General features: G+C 71.3%; 12 protein-coding genes and 1 pseudogene. 5 read left to right on the forward strand and 8 right to left on the reverse strand.

Annotated features, from left to right (window positions below):
* Positions 1-33: 33 nt before the first annotated feature.
* On the forward strand, positions 34-534 hold the full coding sequence (locus Q1B24_RS18655; RefSeq protein WP_299931520.1) for a hypothetical protein: 501 nt from the start codon (positions 34-36) through the stop codon (positions 532-534).
* A 118-nt stretch (positions 535-652) separates the two neighbouring features.
* Positions 653-2,503 (forward strand): histidine kinase N-terminal 7TM domain-containing protein, encoded by a 1,851-nt coding sequence (locus tag Q1B24_RS18660; protein ID WP_299931521.1) that lies wholly within the window; start codon positions 653-655, stop codon positions 2,501-2,503.
* A 277-nt stretch (positions 2,504-2,780) separates the two neighbouring features.
* On the opposite strand, the gene Q1B24_RS18665 is transcribed toward Q1B24_RS18660, so the two are convergent.
* Positions 2,781-4,079, reverse strand: coding sequence for a wax ester/triacylglycerol synthase family O-acyltransferase (locus Q1B24_RS18665; protein WP_299931522.1), 1,299 nt, complete (start codon positions 4,077-4,079; stop codon positions 2,781-2,783).
* A 123-nt stretch (positions 4,080-4,202) separates the two neighbouring features.
* Between Q1B24_RS18665 and Q1B24_RS18670 the strand changes: the two genes are divergently transcribed.
* Positions 4,203-5,483, forward strand: coding sequence for a wax ester/triacylglycerol synthase domain-containing protein (locus Q1B24_RS18670; RefSeq protein WP_299931523.1), 1,281 nt, complete (start codon positions 4,203-4,205; stop codon positions 5,481-5,483).
* On the opposite strand, the gene Q1B24_RS18675 is transcribed toward Q1B24_RS18670, so the two are convergent.
* Complete coding sequence (locus tag Q1B24_RS18675) at positions 5,473-6,363, reverse strand: PAS domain-containing protein (RefSeq protein WP_299931524.1); 891 nt, start codon at positions 6,361-6,363, stop codon at positions 5,473-5,475. The two genes, Q1B24_RS18670 and Q1B24_RS18675, sit on opposite strands and share 11 nt — an antisense overlap.
* A 248-nt stretch (positions 6,364-6,611) precedes the next feature.
* On the opposite strand from Q1B24_RS18675, the gene Q1B24_RS18680 reads away from it, so the two are divergent.
* Positions 6,612-7,154 (forward strand): hypothetical protein, encoded by a 543-nt coding sequence (locus tag Q1B24_RS18680; RefSeq protein ID WP_299931525.1) that lies wholly within the window; start codon positions 6,612-6,614, stop codon positions 7,152-7,154.
* Positions 7,155-7,159: 5 nt separating this feature from the next.
* Here the strand turns inward: Q1B24_RS18680 and Q1B24_RS18685 are convergent, their stop codons facing one another.
* The 3 genes from Q1B24_RS18685 to Q1B24_RS18695 all read right to left on the reverse strand — a co-directional run bounded on the left by Q1B24_RS18685 (position 7,160) and on the right by Q1B24_RS18695 (position 9,668).
* On the reverse strand, positions 7,160-7,417 hold the full coding sequence (locus Q1B24_RS18685; protein ID WP_299931526.1) for a GlsB/YeaQ/YmgE family stress response membrane protein: 258 nt from the start codon (positions 7,415-7,417) through the stop codon (positions 7,160-7,162).
* 180 nt (positions 7,418-7,597) lie between these two features.
* Positions 7,598-8,284: a TrkA family potassium uptake protein gene (locus tag Q1B24_RS18690; protein WP_299931527.1), complete on the reverse strand. Its 687-nt coding sequence runs from the start codon at positions 8,282-8,284 to the stop codon at positions 7,598-7,600.
* Between the two features lie 16 nt (positions 8,285-8,300).
* Positions 8,301-9,668, reverse strand: coding sequence for a potassium transporter TrkG (locus tag Q1B24_RS18695; RefSeq protein WP_299931528.1), 1,368 nt, complete (start codon positions 9,666-9,668; stop codon positions 8,301-8,303).
* Between the two features lie 164 nt (positions 9,669-9,832).
* Between Q1B24_RS18695 and Q1B24_RS18700 the strand changes: the two genes are divergently transcribed.
* Positions 9,833-11,575: a glycosyltransferase family 2 protein gene (locus Q1B24_RS18700; protein WP_299931529.1), complete on the forward strand. Its 1,743-nt coding sequence runs from the start codon at positions 9,833-9,835 to the stop codon at positions 11,573-11,575.
* A gap of 126 nt (positions 11,576-11,701) precedes the next feature.
* On the opposite strand, the pseudogene Q1B24_RS18705 reads toward Q1B24_RS18700, so the two are convergent.
* The 3 genes and pseudogenes from Q1B24_RS18705 to Q1B24_RS18715 form a co-directional block, all read right to left on the reverse strand.
* Positions 11,702-12,605, reverse strand: a pseudogene (locus Q1B24_RS18705) (IS5 family transposase).
* 46 nt (positions 12,606-12,651) lie between these two features.
* Positions 12,652-13,770: a LuxR C-terminal-related transcriptional regulator gene (locus Q1B24_RS18710; protein ID WP_366916549.1), complete on the reverse strand. Its 1,119-nt coding sequence runs from the start codon at positions 13,768-13,770 to the stop codon at positions 12,652-12,654.
* Positions 13,771-13,790: 20 nt separating this feature from the next.
* Positions 13,791-14,204, reverse strand: a 414-nt coding sequence (locus tag Q1B24_RS18715) for a MarR family winged helix-turn-helix transcriptional regulator (RefSeq protein WP_366916550.1), incomplete at its 5' end; no start/stop codon positions are given.

Raw genomic sequence — 14,204 nt, forward strand, 5'->3', positions numbered from 1 at the left:
TCGGGTCCAGCCACAGTCCACCGGGAGGTCGTCGTGAACCAAGCCGTGCTCCGCACCCTGTCCGAGCCGGAGCTGTCGCTCGTGCGAGAGTCCGAACCGGCAGCGTTGCGCGACCTCACCGAGGACGAGCTGCTGGACCTGCACACGCGCGTACGACGAGCACGCTCCAAGCACCTGAAGGTCTACCGCAGGGGCGCGGCGCTCACGGTCGGGCAGACCGGCGGCCGGGGGAGCGCGTACGCCCGCAACCAGAAGGCGCGGGACAAGGCAGAGGTCTTCGAGTCGCTGCTGGCCCGGGTCAGCAGGCAGGTCGCTGTCGCGGCGAGGCGCTCGTCGGACGAGCTGCGGCGCGAACGGCTCGCCGACGCCCGCGCCGACCGGTCCGCCGGTCCCGCCGTCGACCCTGCGGGCTCCGGTCCCGCCGAGGTGCCCAGCACCAAGGTGCGCCGGGTGCGCACGAGCGGGGGAGTCAAGAAGGACGCGTCCTCCCGCTCGATGGGCGCGCGCCGCCAGGCCGCCCGCGACGCCCGCTGACCTCGGGGTTGCTCGCCGCCCCCTCGAGCGGCTCACCCAAAGCAGGCACGCGCGAGCGGAATGCCGGACGAGACATGAGCCCGCCGGTTAGCGTGGAGGTCCCATCACGCGACCTCGCGTGGAGGAGCACGAACGCGGAGGGACCCGGGTGCTGACGCTGCTCGCGACCCTGATGGCCGGCGCCGGGCTGGTGCTCGCCGCGCTGGCGGCGTACGTCGCCTGGCGCCGGGGCACGCGGATGGGCTGGAGCCTGGCGCTTCTCCTCGTCGCGGTCGCGTGGTGGGGGACGGCGTACGCCGTGGAGCTCTCGGTCGGCGAGGTCGCGCTCAAGAGCACGTGGGGCGACCTCAAGTACGTCGGCATCGTCGCGCTCGCGCCCGCCTGGCTGGTCTTCGTGCTGCAGTACACCGGCCGGGGCGACCGGGTCACGCGTCGCCTGGTGGGACTGCTGGCCGTCCCGCCGATCGTCGCGCTGACCCTGCTGGCGGTCCCGGCCACGCACGACCTGGTGCGGTCCTACCCGCCGACGGCCCACACCGAGAGGCTGCCGATCGTCGAGACGGGGCCGGCGTTCTGGGCGATCTTCGCCTACAACAACGTGCTGCTCGTCGGGGCGACCGTGCTGTTCGTCGCGAGCATGGTGAGGCTGGCGCGGACCTACAGCCGGATGGCCGTCGTGCTGCTGGCCTCGGCGCTGCTGCCGTGGGCGGCCAACGTCCTGCACAACCTGGAGGTCGGCTGGTTCACCCGGATCGACCTGACGCCGTTCGCGTTCATCCTCACCGGCGGGCTGCTGGTGTGGGGGCTGTTCGAGGAGCGCCTCGTCGACCTGGCCCCGCTGGCTCGCAGCGCGGTGGTCGAGAGCATGGCCGACGCCGTGTTCGTCCTCGACGCGTTCGAGCGGGTCGTCGACGTCAACCCGGCTGCCGTCGCCCTCTCGAACCGGCCCCGCGGCGAGCTGGTCGGCAGGCTGGTGCGCGACCTGATGGACACCTCGGAGGTCGCTGAGGTCGGTCCCGGTGGGCTCGTGCTCGCGGACCCCGTCAGCGGCGAGCGACGCACCTTCGACGTCAGCCAGCAGCCCCTCACGGACATCTCCGGCCGCACCGCCGGGGAGCTCGTCGTGCTGCGCGAGGTGACCCAGCGGGTGCGCGACCAGCAGCGCCTCCAGCAGGTGCTGGAGGACCGCTCCCGCGTCGCCGCCACCCTGCAGGCGAGCATGGTGCCTGCGGTGCTGCCGGCCGTCCCGGGGGTCGAGCTCGCCAGCCGCTACGTCCCGGCCGGCGACGGGGGTGAGATCGGCGGTGACTTCCTCGACGTGTTCCCGCTGGACGAGGAGACATGGGCCTTCGTGCTCGGCGACGTCAGCGGCAAGGGCGCGGAGGCTGCCGCCGTCAGCGCGGCGACGCGCTACACGCTGCGTGCCCTGGCCGTGCCCGGGGTCACTCCCGCGGCGACGCTGCGCGAGGTCAACGCCGTGCTGCTGGCGCAGACGGAGTCCGAGCGCCACTGCACGCTCGTGCACGGGCACCTGCGACCGCCCCGCTCCGACGACGTCCTCGACGCGCCCCTGCGCATCACGCTCTCCCTCGCCGGCCACCACAGTCCGCTCGTCCTGCGGGAGGACGGGGGAGTCGAGGAGGTCGGCACGCTCGGCACCGCGCTCGCGTTGTTCGACGACCCCGAGCTGCACGACGCCGACGTCGAGCTCGCGCCCGGCGAGGTGCTGTGCGTCTTCACCGACGGTCTGGTCGAGGCGCGGCGCGGCCGGGACCAGTTCGGCTCCGAGCGGGTCGCCGAGCTGCTCCACGCCCACCGCGAGCTCTCCGCGGACGGGCTGGCGGGAGCGGTGCTCGACGCGGTCCGCGCCTTCCACGGCGAGGAGCTGGTCGACGACCTGGCGATGCTGGTGGTCAGGTACGCCGGCCCGGAGCAGGCCGCCGCGTCCGACCACCGACCCCCGCCGTAGGTCCCGAGCCGAGCCGGGACGTTGGGCCCTGCCGTGGGCCGACGGTGCCGCCTAGCGTCGGGTCGACCCGTTCTTCCCGCTCGAGTCCTCCCCGAGGAGCGCACGTGTCTCGTCCCGCCGCACCAGCACCGACACCGACCCGCACCAGCAGCGTCCGGCGGTGGCATCGGCGCACCACCCTCCGCGTCGCGCACGTGATCGCGGCCTCTGTCTCCCCGGGTCCTCCGACGCGCGGGGGGACCGCACCGGAAGCGTCCGGACACCCGACCGGACGCCCCTAGGGTTGCCGCGCGAGCGCGGTGAGCTCCTCGAGCTCCTCCCGGAGGCCGCTCACCAGGGTCTCCGGGTCCGGCACGGCGACGGTGTCGACCTTGAAGCCGACGTGGATGCTGCCGGCGTAGCCCACGATCGAGGTCGACAGGCTCTGGTCGGCCGACATCGGTGCCCACGCCCAGAGGCGCGTGATGGGCAGTCCGGCGAGGTGCAGCGGCTGGTCCGGGCCCCGGACGCTCGTGGTGACGCCCGTGGCCTTCCTCGCGAAGAAGTTGGTGGCGTGGACCCGGAGGAACGGGTGCATCAGGCCCATCCCCTCCAGCAGGCTGTAGGTCAACCACGCCTCCGGTGAGTCCTTGATCGCACGCATCCGCGCCGCGGTCTCCTCCAGCCGGGCGAGCGCGCTGTCGAGCCCGACCGGCAGGTCGAGCAGCACCAGTGCGAACTGGTTGCCCAGGTCCTCGGCGCGCAGCGCGGCCGAGCCGCGCAGGTCGACCGGCACCATCGTGGGCAGGGCGTCGACCATGGGATCGGCGCCGTGGGCGAGCAGCCACCGGCGCAGCGCACCTGCCAGCGCGGCCATCACGACGTCGGTGACCGTCGTACCGGTGGCGCGGCGCAGCTCGCGCAGGTCCGCCACGTCGATCGACGGGGTCCACACCGCACGCTTGCGCGGCGGCACCGAGAGCGGTGACGCCGGACGGTGTGCGAGCAGGAGGTGCTGGGCGACCATCGGGGTCCGCAGCAGCCGGGCGGTCCCAGGGAGGGCGCGGAGCGCCGACCGTCCGACCTCCAGGAGCCCGGGACGGTCGTCGTCCGCCTCCGTCGCGAGCTCCTCGTCCGCCAGCGAGAGGATGACCCGGAGCAGGGCGGTGCCGTCGGCCAGTGCGTGGTGGAGCCGCGTGTAGATCGCGGTGCCGCCGGAGTACCCCTGGACCAGGTGCACCTCCCACGGCGGGTGCTGCCGGTCGAGGGCGCGCGAGAGGCAGGACGACACGTGGTCCTCCAGCGCGGCGTCGTTGCCGGGTGCGGGCAGCCGCACCTCCCGGACGTGGCGGTCGAGGTCGAATGACGGGTCGTCCTCCCACCACTGCCCCGGCCACGGCAGCCAGGCGTGCCGCGCGCGTTGGCGGAACCGCGGGAACCGGTCGAGCACGCGCTCGCGCAGCAGCCGGACGTAGGTGTCGCGGTCGAGCTCGCCGTCGACGACCATCAACCCCTCGACCACCATGAGGTTGTCCGGCTGGTCCATCGCCAGCCAGACGTCGTCGACGGGCCGCACAGCGTGCCGGGCACCGGTCATGGCGTCATCCTCCCGGCGCCGGCGCAGGGGGACGAAGGGCCGTAGGTCACGCCCGATCCGGGACCCTTGACCGCGGTTCCATCCGCGCGGATCCACCAGACTGGACCGCAGGAGGAGGTCCCGATGGAACGCCTGAGTCCGTTGTCCTACGCCTTCCTCGCGGCCGAGGACGTCGACCCGACCGCGTGCCTCGTCATCGGCTCGCTGGCCGTCCTCGACGGACCGGCGCCGCACGTCGACGACCTCCGCGCGCTGGTCGCCTCGCGGCTGCCGACGGTGCCGCGCTACCAGCAGCGGGTGGTGCCCGGCCGGTTCAGGCTCCGTGCTCCCTCGTGGCAGGCCGCCGCCGGGCTCGACCTGCGCCGGCACGTCGTCGTACGACGGGTCCCGGCGCCGGGAGGCCGCGCGGAGGTCGCCGGGCTGGTCGCGGACTCCATGGCGGAGCGGATGGAGCGCGATCGACCACTCTGGGACGTCACCCTGTGCGAGGGGCTCGCCGACGGCCGCTGGGGGCTGCTCTCCCGCGTGCACCACACCCTGGCCGACGGGGTGTCCGGCACGGGCCTCTACCGCGTGGTGTTCGACTCTGAGGCTCCCGCGGACGAACCGCCGCCGACACCGCCCGGGACCGCGCCCGGCGTCACCGGGCGGAGCCTGGTGGCTGCGGCGCGGGGGGTCGTCGAGCTCGGTGCGGCGATGCTGCCGGTGACGCGCGAGGGCCTGCTCGGCCCGCTCGACGGCACCCGGCGCTACGCGTGGACCGAGGTCGACATCGCCGAGACCGCCGTCGTACGACGCGAGCTCGGCGTGACGGTGAACGACCTCGTGCTCGGGGCGATCAGCGGTGGCCTGCGCGAGCTGCTGCTCGAGCGCGGACGGCAGCCGGACGCGCACGCCCTGCGCACCCTGCTGCCGGTGTCGTCACGAGCACCCGGCACGGCCGGCGTCCCCGGCAACCAGGTGACCCTCATGCTGTCGATGCTGCCGGTCGAGATCGACGACCCCGTCGAGCGCGTGCTGCAGGTCCACGAGCGCGTGGCCGGCCTGCGCCGGGCGCACGAGCCCGAGGCGGGAGTGGTGCTGCAGGCGCTGGCGGGCCTGCTGCCGTTCCCGGTCCTCGACCTCGGCCTGCGCTGGGGGCTGCGCGTGCCCCAGCAGCAGGTCTCGACCGTGACGACCAACGTGCCCGGCCCCCGCACCCCGTTGACCTGCCTCGGCCGACCGGTCCGGCAGCTGCTCCCGGTCGTGCCGATCGCCGACCGGGTACGACTGGGGTTCGCGGTGCTCAGCTATTGCGACCACCTGGTCTTCGGCATCACGGCGGACGGGACCAGCACGCCCGACGTCGAGGTCCTCGCCGCGAAGGTCGCCGAGGCGTGGCGGTCGGTCCTCGCTACGGTTTGACGACCTCGCGGAGGGTTGCCATGGCTCGCCCGACGGCGTCGCGAGCGGCGTCGATCCGCGCCGCGATCGGGGGTGCCGCGCGCGTCAGTGCGCGGTCGAGCTCGAGCTCGGCCGCGAACAGGTCCTGGAGCACCTCGGAGTGCACCGCGTCGATGAGGCGTTCGCGCTCCTCGATGCGGGCCAGGCGCTCGCTGCGCCGGATGTTGCAGACCACGCTCTGCGACCCGGGTTGGGTGTAGAGATCGGTCACCGCCACCTCCACCCAGGTCCACGAGGCGTCCGTCCGGATGCGCAGCTCGCCGACCCGCTCGGCGCGGGTCGGGTCGGCGGCCAGCAGCTCCGCGAACTCCTGGTGGTCCTCGGGGTGGATGCGATCGGTCAGGGGTGCACCCACGACCTCGTCGACCGGCCAGCCGAAGAGGTTCGCGACCGCCGGGCTGGCATAGCTGACGACCTGGTGCTCGTCGATCAGGACGGCGGCATCGCTGGAACGCTCCATCAGGTGCCGGACGGCGTCACCGAGGTTGAGCGAGGCGCCGACGATGCCGATCAGCTGGCCGTCGCGGTGCACGCCGCTGTCGGTGACCAGCGCGTGCAGCACCTGGCCCCCGCGCCGCTGGACCGTGAACCCGCCGGACCACGAGCGGCCCTCGCGCAGAGCGTTCATGATCTCGGCCGCCGCCTGTTGCGACACCCCCGGCACGGTCACCTCCGTGATGTTGCGCCCCACGGCCTCCGCGGCGGGCCAGCCGTAGAGCTGCTCCGCTGCCGCGTTCCACGCCACGACCGTCCCGGCTACGTCCGTGGCGATCACGGCGTGACCGAGCGCGCTCAGCTGCTCGTCGGCGGACGGACGCACGGTGAGTGCCTCGGTCTTCATCGATCCAGCGTGCACCCGGTCGCCCCGGGTGGTCACGGGGCGAAAGTCCCCGGCCGGAAGGGCCGGGGTGGGCTCGCGGCACGGGTAGGAATCACCTGTGCCGGGGGAGCCGCCGCCCCGTCCGTCGGATGACGATCGTCGTCTCGGGCCACCGAAGGGACCATCTGTGCGAACGCATCTGCACCAGCTCCAGCGACGAGCAGGAGCGCGTGATCCGTGAGGCCCTCGCGGACGACTGAGTGCTGCGGGTGCCTGCCACGTCGTCGGGTCCGGTCGTCGTGCCGACCCTGACGGTGTGGTGCTACGGCACTCCGCTCGGTGCCACTGCCGGGTCGGTGCGGCTCCGGCGGCTGGAGGAGGCGCGTGCGCTCGAGGTCATCGACGCCATCGTCGTGTCCTGGGCACCCGGCGCGCACCGCCCCCGCGTCACGCGCCTGTGGCCTCCGGCCGACGTGGGCGCGCGGGTGCCGTCGGTCCTGGTCGCGCTGCTCCGCACCGCGCTCCTCGCCTCGCACAACGGTGATCCGCTTCCTGCGGACGTGGTCGACCGGATCGCCGCAGCCGGTGTGGAGCCCACGTTGCTCGACGCGGTCACCGCACGACTCGTCCCTCGCACCTCGGCCCTGCTGGTGCTCTCCGGTGTCGAGGACCTCTCGGTCGTCGTCCCGTCGGTGCGGCAGCGGATCGTCAGCGGGGAGGTCACCCTGTTGCGGGCGGACCTGCCCGACGACGGGCCGGAGCTCCTCCGCACGGCGGTCGGCCTCGAGCCGCCGCCGCCCGACCGGCAGTAGCGGTTTCAGGCCCGGCGCTTGTCGTACCAGCCCCAGGCGAGGGTGAGCAGCAGGGCCCCGACGAACGAGCCGATGATGCCGCTGGGGCGCAGCTCGAGACCGTCGCCGGCGAGCAGGCTCGCGAGGAGGCCGCCGACGAAGGAGCCGAGCAGACCGGTCACGATCGCGATCGTCCAGTTCACGTCGCGCATCGACTGGCCGAGCACCATCTGTGCCAGGGCGCCGGCCACCATGCCGAACAGGATGATGGCGAGGATCAACATGGCGCGACCCCAGTGGTCCTGGAGCAGCGGTCGGGGTCGACGACTTCCATGTCGTCGCACCACGTGGTCAGGCTGTCGGGTCGGTCGGCCACAGTGTCCTCCTCGGTCCGTGTCCCCGCGAACGTAGGACCGACCGTCGCCGGAGGGGTCACCCTTCTCGGGCGAGTTCCTCGAGGGAGCTCACCAGGCCGCGCCGGGTTTCCGGCGCTCGGTTCGGGGTCCGTTGTCGTCGCCGAGTGCGCTGAACCGTTCGACCTTGTCCTTGGGGCCGGAGATGACGATCTCGGCGCCCTCGCGGAGCACGGTGCTCGGGGTGGCGTAGGTGAAGTCCTCGCCGTAGGGCTTCACCCCGACGATGGTGATGCCGTACTCCTGCCTGACGCCGTAGCCGGCCAGGCTGCGACCCATCAGGGCGCGGGGCGGCCTGGTCTTGGCGAAGGCATAGCCGTCGTCGAACTCGATGTACTCGATCATCCTGCCGGTGACGAGGTGGGCCACCCGTTTGCCCATGTCGTGCTCGGGTCGGACGACGTGGTGGACGCCGATCTGGTTGAGGATCCGGGCGTGTGACTTGCTGATCGCCTTGGCCCAGACGTTGCGGACGTCGAGCTCGAGGACCACTGACGCCGAGAGGATGCTCGCCTCGAGGTTGGTGCCGACGCCGATGACGGCGCGGTCGAACTCGGCGACTCCGAGCTCGCGCATGGCGTCCAGGTCGGTGGAGTCGGCCTCGACCACGTGGGTCAGACGCCCTGCGAGGGTGCGCACGACCTTGGGATCGGAATCGACTCCGAGGACCTCGACGCCTTCCTTGGTGAGCTCGAGAGCCAGGGAGCGGCCGAACCGGCCCAACCCGACGACGACCACGCCTTGGGAGTTGTTCCTAGCCAATGAGTGGCCTTCCTTCCGGGAGACGGTGCAGGCGGGAGTGGTCCCGCAGTGCGAGCGCGGACACAAGAGTGATGGGGCCGAGGCGTCCGACGAACATCAGCAGCGCCAGGACCAGGTGGGCTGCTGCGGGGAGGTCGGCGGTGATGCCTGTCGAGAGTCCGACGGTGGCGAAGGCGGACACCACTTCGAAGAGGGCGTCCTCGGTGGCCACGTCGCCCAGCTGCAGGATGACCAGCGTCGACACCACCACGGCACCCAGTGCCAGCAGCGCCACGGTGAGCGCCTGGCGGATGGCGCGCGGGTCGATCCTCCGGCCGAAGGCCGTGACGTCAGCCTCCCCTCGCACCTCGGCGAAGATCACGAAGAACAGCAGGACGAACGTGGTCACCTTGATGCCGCCCGCAGTGCCCGCCGACCCGCCACCGATGAACATGAGGATCTCGGTGCCCAGCAGTGTGCCGTCGGCCATCTGGCCGTAGTCGAGGCTGTTGAAGCCGGCGGTGCGCGGCATGACAGCCTGGAAGAAGCCCGCGAGGAGACGGTCGGGGGTGCTCAGCGCGCCGAGGGTTGCGCGGTTGTTCCACTCGCTGGCCGTCACGAAGACGGTGCCCAGTACCAGGAGGCCGGCTGTCACGGCGAGTGTCATCTTGGTATGCATGCTCCATGCCCACGTGGGATGGAAGCGGCGGTAGAGCTCGAGCCACACCGGGAATCCCAGTCCGCCCGCGATCACCGCGAACGCGATCGGCAGGCAGATCCACGGGTCGGACACGAACCCCATCAGGCTGTCGCTGTACAGCGCGAACCCGGCGTTGTTGAACGCCGAGACTGCGTGGAACACGCCCAGGTAGGTCGCGCGTCCCCACTCCTCCTCGTATCCCCACGCGAACCGCAGCGTGAGGAGCACCGCGGTGACGGTCTCGAAGAGCAGGCTGATGGCGACGACGCCCTTCACCACGGTCCGGACGTCGCCCAGTCCCGTTGCCTTGGTCTCAGCAGCAGCGGTCAGGCGCGACCTCAGCCCCAGGCGGCGGAAGACCAGCAGCCCCAGCAGGGATGCCAGCGTCATGATCCCGAACCCGCCGACCTGGATCAGGGCGAGGATCACCACCTCCCCGAAGGTCGACCAGTACGACGGGGTGTCCACCACGACGAGCCCGGTGACACACACGGCGCTCGTGGAGGTGAAGAGGGCGACGATGAACGGGGCGCCGTCTTCTCCCACGCGAGCCAGGGGGAGCATCAACAGGGCCGTGCCGACCAGGACTGCCAGTGCGAAGGCGACGACGACGACCTGGGCAGGGTGCCTCAGCCAGGGGCGGTCATCCCTCCGCAGGATCCGCGTGAGCGATGCCGTCACCCCACGAGGTTAGGGCACACGCATCGGTCCGCCGCGACTGCGCGCCGCGCCGGACCACTCTGGGGCGATGCCGGACCACTCGGCGACGACGCTGGCGCCCGTCACAGGACTCACCCGCTGCGGGTCAACCGGTCAGGCGTGCACCACGCTGAGGATGGGTGGCGATGGACGATCCGGCCGCCCGAACGACTCGGAGTGCGAGCCTGCGGGGGCGCGCCGCGCTGCTGGGGTGGGTCACGGGCGGGCTCGTGATGCTCAGCCTGGTGCTGCTCGCGGTCGCGGCCTGGCAGCTCACCACGACGGACGGCCGGACGACGGTCCCGGACACCGCTGTCCTCCCCCTGAGCGTGGAGTTCAGATCACCTGGGCTGGCGGTGCTCCTGGCTGCCGTTGCGCTGGTCGCGGCGACCTTCACCGCCCTCACCGCTCTCGAGACGGCCACGGCGATGCAGGTCCTCAACCGCGACCGCCGCATCCCTGCGCCCCTGCCGGCGCACCTGCAGCAGGCCCGCAGATGGACCTTGGGACCGGTTGCCGTCCGCAGCCTGGCCATGGACCACCCACCGGAGTGGCCGGCCTTCGCCGTTCCGAGTCAGTACCTGCCACCGGGTACCCGTCTGCGTTGCACCGTCCTGGTGCCCGCCCACGACGAGGAGGCTGTCGTCGGCGCCACACTGCGCTCGCTGGCCGACCAGACCCGGCGCGCTGACCGGATCATCGTGATCGCTGACAACTGCACCGACGCAACGGGAGAGGTGGCGCGCGCATGCGGAGCCGAGGTGGTGGAGACGGTCGGCAACACCGAGAAGAAGGCCGGCGCGCTCAACCAGCAGCTCGCGCTGCTCCTGCCCTCGCTCGACGCCGAGGACGTCGTCATGGTCATGGATGCTGACTCGACGCTCTCCGCGGACTTCCTGGAGACCGCGCTCGGCCTGCTCGAGGACGACGCAGACCTGATGGCGGTCGGTGGGCTGTTCTTCGGCGAGGAGGGCGGAGGACTGGTGGGACAGCTCCAGCGCAACGAGTTCGGCCGCTACCAGCGAATCGTCGCCCGCCGCCTCGACCGGGTCTTCGTGCTGACAGGTACCGCCTCGGTGATTCGCGGATTCGCCCTCAGCGCCGTGGCCCAGGCCCGGGGCTCCCTGATCCCCGGCCCACCGGGCAAGGTGTACGACACGCTCGCGCTGACCGAGGACAATGAGCTCACGCTCGCCCTGAAGACCCTGGGCGCACGGATGACCTCCCCGCGTCACTGCCGCGTCACCACCGAGGTCATGACCCGCTGGCGTGACCTGTGGCGGCAGCGTCTGCGCTGGCACCGAGGAGCGCTGGAGAACATCGGCGCCTACGGGTTCACGCGCGCGACCGCGATGTACTGGACCCAACAGCTCGCGCTGGGCTACGGCGTGGTCGCCCTGTGGTCCTATGCGCTCCTCCTGGTCATCACGCTGCTGGCCGCCGACAGCATCCGATGGTCGCCCTTCTGGGTGACGATCGGCCTGGTGTTCCTCCTCGAACGACTGGTCACCGTGTGGGCAGTCGGGTGGCGGGCCCGCGCACTGGCCGCGCCTGTGGTCGTCGAGCTCGTCTACGCCTTCTTCCTCCAGGCCTGCTTCGTCACCTCAATCGTCCAGATCGCCACCGGCCGCAAAGCCGGGTGGAACTACGTCCCTCGCGCCGCCATGCAGGCGGCGATGCTTCCCGTGCTCGCTGCGTACGTCGTCGCGTTCGGCATCGTGCTCCCGAGCTCGCTGCTCCTGACGGACTGGTACCGGGCCCTGAGCATCTGGGTGGCGTTCAACACCTTGGTGTTCGTCGTCCTCAGCCTCCTGCAGCTGCTTCCTCCTCTGCGCCGCGACGCCCGGCATGCCCGTGCCCGTGGCGGCAATACCCACCAGGCACCGTGAAGACCCACCACAAGGGCATCTTCGGCAGGTTCGGTGTCAACCGCCGAGTGGACGCCGTACGCCGCGGCCGGGCACGTGGACTCTGGTGCACTCGCCCGACCCGGAGCACAGCTAGGGCGTGTCTCCTTATTCGCGCAGCCAGATGGTGATGGCGCGTAGGACGACGCCTCCTCTGTAGACCGTGGCGAGCTTGTCGTAGCGGGTTGCCAGGCCCCGCCACTGCTTGTGGTCGTTGAAGGATCGCTCGATGACGTTGCGTCCCTTGTAGGTCGTGGCGTCGAAGGCGGGCGGGCGTCCGCCGGCAGATCCGCGGCGCTTGCGGTGGGCGATCTGGTCCGAGGGTTGTGGGATGACCGCTCGGATTCCTCGTGAGCGCAGTTCGGTCCGGATCGCACGGGAGGAGTAGGCCTTGTCGGCGAGCACCGCGTCCGGACGAGTGCGCGGGCGCCCTGGCCCGAGGCGCTTGACCGCCAGGTGCGACATGAGTGGCTTGAGCATCGGAGAGTCGCCGGCCTGGCCGGGAGTGAGCACGATGACCAGCGGGCGGCCCTGTCCGTCGACGAGCTGGTGGATCTTGGTCGACATGCCGCCACGCGAGCGACCGAGCGCGTGATCGGGCGGCTCGGTGCGCAGGTCCTTGTAGTTCGGCTCAGCCCCCCGTGCGGCGCCCGGCTGGGCCCTCGATCCGGCTCAAGGTGGTGGCGTGCTGATGGGCGCGGTTGATGGTGGAGTCGACTGAGACGTTCCAGTCGACGGCGCCTGCAGCATCGGCTTCGGCGACCAGGCGGGCGTGGATTTTGTCCCAGGTGCCGTCGGCGCTGAACCGCTTGTGGCGCTTCCAGATCGTCTGCCACGGGCCGAACGACTCGGGCAGATCTCGCCACGCCAGCCCGGTCCGCAGCCGGTAGACGATGCCCTCGATCACCTGCCGGTGGTCGCGAAACGGCCGTCCGCGCTGCCCTTCGGACGATGGCATCAAGGGCTCGATCCGAGCCCACTGGGCGTCAGTCAGCACTGCCGAACGCGACATGAGTCAACAATCACGGCTCGACCCCGCGTCCTTTAGGAGACACGCCCTAGATGAGTGAGCGCCGGCGGGCCAGTGCCACGGCGTCGGTTCTCGAGTGGGCGCCGAGCTTGCGGTAGACCGCCCGCGCGTGGGTCTTCACCGTGTTTGCGGACAAGTACAGCTCCACCGCGATCTCCTGCAAGCTCAGTGAGCTCTGCATCAGCCGCAGCACGTCCAGCTCCCGCTCGGTCAACGGTTCCCCGACGACGTCGACCGCGTCGTGGTCCTTGATCAGCCTGCGGACCTCATCGACCCGCGCCAGCATCGTCGACATCCCGTCGAAGAAGCGACTCATCCGTTCGGTCACGTCCGCCAACAGCTCCCGCGCGAGCGCGGTGTGACCGAGCCGGGCAGCGATGCGTGCGCTCACCAGGAGGTGATGGATGGGGCCCCACACCGCTTGCGTGCTGCCCTGCTCGCGGGTCGACAGGCCGAGCTCCAAGGTGCGCATCGCGTCGTCGGACTTCCCCGCATCGGCCTGCGCCAACGCCAACGCGACGTACGCCCACGACACCTGCGGCGAAGCCCCCAACCCCCGGCTGTCCAGCACCTCGATCGCCCGGTCTGCGCACTCACGTGCGTGCATGGTGTTGCCTCGCTCGCTCTCGGCGAAGCACTCCAACGACAACGCCACGATGCGGATCATCCCGGGCGCCCCCTCAGCCCGCGAGGCTGCCCGCAGCGGCGGGACCGCCTGCTCCAGCTTTCCCTGGACGTAGTGGGCGCGCCCCAGAGCCGCCTGCGCAATCGCGAACTGGGCCGACCGGCCGTCGGTCTCCAAACCGGTAGCGGCACGTGCCGCCGCCAGCATGTCCGACGGGCCGCCGAAACCGAACCAGGAGCTGGGTGAGTCCCAGGGCGTAGCCACGGAACGCCCGGACGGTGCCGTCCAGCAGCTCGCTCGCCACCCGCGGCGGCATACCGGCGTGTTCTGTGCTCCAGGGCGAGCGCGTCCACGGACACCGAAGCCCGCGTTCGCGAGGACAGCCGCAGCCACGGCAGCCGACGCACGAGCGCCGAACTGACAACTGGATGCGTCACCGCTTCCGCCACAGCCCCACCCCTCGCCACGACCGGCGCACCGGGACATCGTCAAGTGGTGTCGTAGCGGGCGATGAGCTCGCATTCTCGGAGGTTGACTCCGCTTCAGGCAGTCGTGGCGTCGAGCAGCTTCGATAGGAGTCGTCGGAGTTCGCGGTGTCCGCGCTCGCCGAGGACTTCGGTCACCTGTTCTTCGAGGCCTTCGATCGTCTGGCGACCGGCGGCTACAGCGCCTCGGCCGCGTTTGGTGAGCACGATGAGCTTGGCCCTGCCGTCGTTGGGGTCGGGACGACGCACGAGGTACCCCATGTCGATGAGCTCGTCGACGAGTTCGGCCATGGACTGCGGGGTCATGTTGGCCTTACGTGCGAGCTCGGTGAGCCGGGACCCGTCGGGAGAGATCTGGGCGAAGACGGCGGAGTGCTTGGGCTTCTGCGGATAACCGGCCCCGACGACGCCGTCGACGATCTGGAAGCCCAACAGGCTGTAGGCCTGGCCCAGCATCGAGACGGTGTTCAG

It is taken from the genome of uncultured Nocardioides sp. (assembly GCF_947488025.1).
Taxonomy (GTDB): Bacteria; Actinomycetota; Actinomycetes; order Propionibacteriales; family Nocardioidaceae; genus Nocardioides.